General features: G+C 60.2%; 4 protein-coding genes. 1 reads left to right on the top strand and 3 read right to left on the bottom strand.

Annotation, left to right across the window (positions count from 1 at the left end; genetic code table 11):
- Positions 1-391 (bottom strand): PD-(D/E)XK nuclease family transposase (locus tag QZY48_RS20365; RefSeq protein WP_295434596.1); only part of this gene is annotated, 391 nt, incomplete at its 3' end.
- Between QZY48_RS20365 and QZY48_RS20360 the strand changes: the two genes are divergently transcribed.
- Complete coding sequence (locus QZY48_RS20360; RefSeq protein ID WP_295434594.1) at positions 302-586, top strand: hypothetical protein; 285 nt, start codon at positions 302-304, stop codon at positions 584-586. The two genes, QZY48_RS20365 and QZY48_RS20360, sit on opposite strands and share 90 nt — an antisense overlap.
- Before the next feature lie 601 nt (positions 587-1,187).
- Here QZY48_RS20360 and QZY48_RS20355 read toward each other — a convergent pair.
- Both QZY48_RS20355 and QZY48_RS20350 read right to left on the bottom strand, forming a co-directional pair.
- Positions 1,188-1,613 carry a helix-turn-helix domain-containing protein gene (locus QZY48_RS20355; protein ID WP_295434593.1) on the bottom strand — a complete coding sequence of 142 codons (426 nt, stop codon included), beginning with the start codon at positions 1,611-1,613 and terminating at the stop codon, positions 1,188-1,190.
- A gap of 5 nt (positions 1,614-1,618) precedes the next feature.
- Positions 1,619-1,921 carry a type II toxin-antitoxin system HigB family toxin gene (locus QZY48_RS20350; RefSeq protein WP_295434591.1) on the bottom strand — a complete coding sequence of 101 codons (303 nt, stop codon included), beginning with the start codon at positions 1,919-1,921 and terminating at the stop codon, positions 1,619-1,621.
- Positions 1,922-2,227 lie beyond the last annotated feature (306 nt).

Genomic DNA, 2,227 nt, shown 5'->3' with positions numbered 1-2,227 from the left:
GCAGCGCGGTGAGGCGCGCGACCTCGCCAAGGGCGGCTTCTTTGGCCTGCCGCTCGGCCTCCCGAGCGGCGCGTTCCTGCGCGAGCGCGGCGTTCTTCTGTTCGAGCGCGGCGCTCGTCTCCTCCAGCGCCTGTTGGATGGAGCGCCGTTCCCGTTCGATGGCGCCCTGTTGGCGCAGAAAGTCCTGCCGCGCCTGATAGACATCGTAGGCGCGTTCTCGCTCGGAAAAGGCCTTCAGGGTATTCATGGCTTGCCTCATTTCGGGGGTCTGCATCCACGCGGGGAGCCGGTCGGCATCCAGGTGCTCGCCCTCTTTGAAGAACTTGAGCCAGCGTTGCTCCTCGGTCGTGACCTGTTGGTCGGCGAATTTGTTCAGTTCCAGGAGATAAATCCCGCCGTGGTTGAGCAGACACTGGCCGCGCTCGTCCCGCAGGCGGTAACGATGAGTGTAACCCTAAAAGGAGCAGTCAGCGATCAGCTTTCAGCTTTCAGCTTTCAGCTTCAAACGTTTCTGATCACCCGCCGCATCACCTGTCGGGTGGGCGCCTGCGGCTCCAAGACGGCTCGTAAGATGCTGATGCACTGATGGCTGACGGCTGACTGCTCTTTCCAGGGGATTGGTGACGCGGACAATCGGGGAGGGCATGGTTCGAGCCCTGGCACTGGCTCCCGGCTTCGCACCTGACATCCGGGCAGGCCCCTGGTGTGGGGCGGGTTTGAAACCCGCCCGTAGTACGCCATTCCAGCTCATCTTGCGGCGGCCCGAAGCCCCGAAGGGGCGTGACATACCAGCCCAGGGCAACGCCCTGGGTCTAGCGAATACAAAGGACTAGCCCTGAAAGGGCGTGACATCGGGAGCCTCGTCGTGATGTCACGCCCTTTCAGGGCTAGGCCCGCTAAACGATCCGATCCCGGGGCGTTGCCCCGGGCTGGTATGCGCGACCCCGTTGGGGTCGCAGGATAGAATGGAGTGGGGTACTAGGTCCGGCTATCACGTCCGAGGGCTATACCATCCTTGGCACTGGTCATAAAACCGGCCACTTGCCCATGCCAGCGGCTCACGAGATAGCTATTTTTCAGTGACTTACTGGCGCATCTCCCATGCAAACGGCGCGGTCTTGGCCGGAGTTATGATCAAGGCCGCGCGTCCAGCGCTGATGCCATCAACTCAAGATCGTACAACCCCCTTAGACCGGAATGAAAACTGTCGCGCTGATGCTGAAATACTTGGCGAGTTTTCCCGCAAGTGTTGCGCTGATCTTGCGCCTGCCGGCGAGAATGGCCGACAGGTTGCTCTGGGGCACGATTTCAGCCAGATCGCTTTGTTTCAGGCCGCGTACTTCCATCAGGTAGCGCAGCACCTCCTTGGGCTCCGATGCCTCAATAGCAAAATGGCGCGTATCGTAGTCGCTCACCAGTTCGCCGACGAGATCGAGAAGCCCTGACAATTCGTGCTCTTCCTGCTCGCCGACGACGTCCAGCAGGTGGTTCAGCAGCGCGATGGTGCGGTCGTATTCTTCTTCGGTACGGATCGGACGCAGGTGGGCGAGGCGATCGAACGCGACCCAAGTCTGTTGCAGCACCTTGAGGTCGAGAGAGGCGGTAGCAGTCATCTTGGTTACACCTTGCCTTGTTTGTACAGTTTGCACCAATGATCGTATTCCCGGTGCGTCATGACCCAACGAACGAATATCTTGCCGTCCCGGTACCGAACGATGACCACGACGCGGTAGTTGTTCCCGCCGATATTGAATATCGTATAAGGCGCAGCATAATCGGCGCTGCCGAAGCAATCCCGCAGCTCGGCGAAGTCGATAAAGCGTGAATGTTCAGCGATGGTGTGCCAGTTACGCAAGGACTGCTCCGCTTCAGGGTGTCTTTTCCAGAAGTCGCGCAGCATTTTCAGGGATATGATGTGCATGATCGAACTATATCATTTCGATATATTCCGTGCAAGACTGGGCAGCGCACAGTCTGGGACGGGCTGTGGGCGGTAACTCTGACCGTACAGTGTAGGCCCCATTGTGGGAGCGCGTGACGTCATCTGGTGGCTAGCGGGGACGGAGGATTGGCTGACGCTGTGGCGGCCGAGCCGTTGCGGCTGGAAACCCTGCTGATGGCGGTCGCTCTGAAGGGCGGACCTACGTTGGCCTTGATCATGAATCTGGCCAGAACCCGGCTGGCACTCGTCGCGGCCGGGGGGCTGCTCCTACGCGCCGTAGGAGCG

Source organism: uncultured Thiodictyon sp., from assembly GCF_903828115.1.
Classification (GTDB): Bacteria; Pseudomonadota; Gammaproteobacteria; order Chromatiales; family Chromatiaceae; genus Thiodictyon.
The sequence above is the reverse complement of the archived record's forward strand: the minus strand, read 5'-3'. Positions and strand labels throughout refer to the sequence as shown.

Coding starts and splice junctions, on each gene's coding strand:
- QZY48_RS20355 (WP_295434593.1), bottom strand. CDS start 1,613: ATGACTGCTACCGCCTCTCTCGACCTCAAGGTGCTGCAACAGACTTGG.
- QZY48_RS20350 (WP_295434591.1), bottom strand. CDS start 1,921: ATGCACATCATATCCCTGAAAATGCTGCGCGACTTCTGGAAAAGACAC.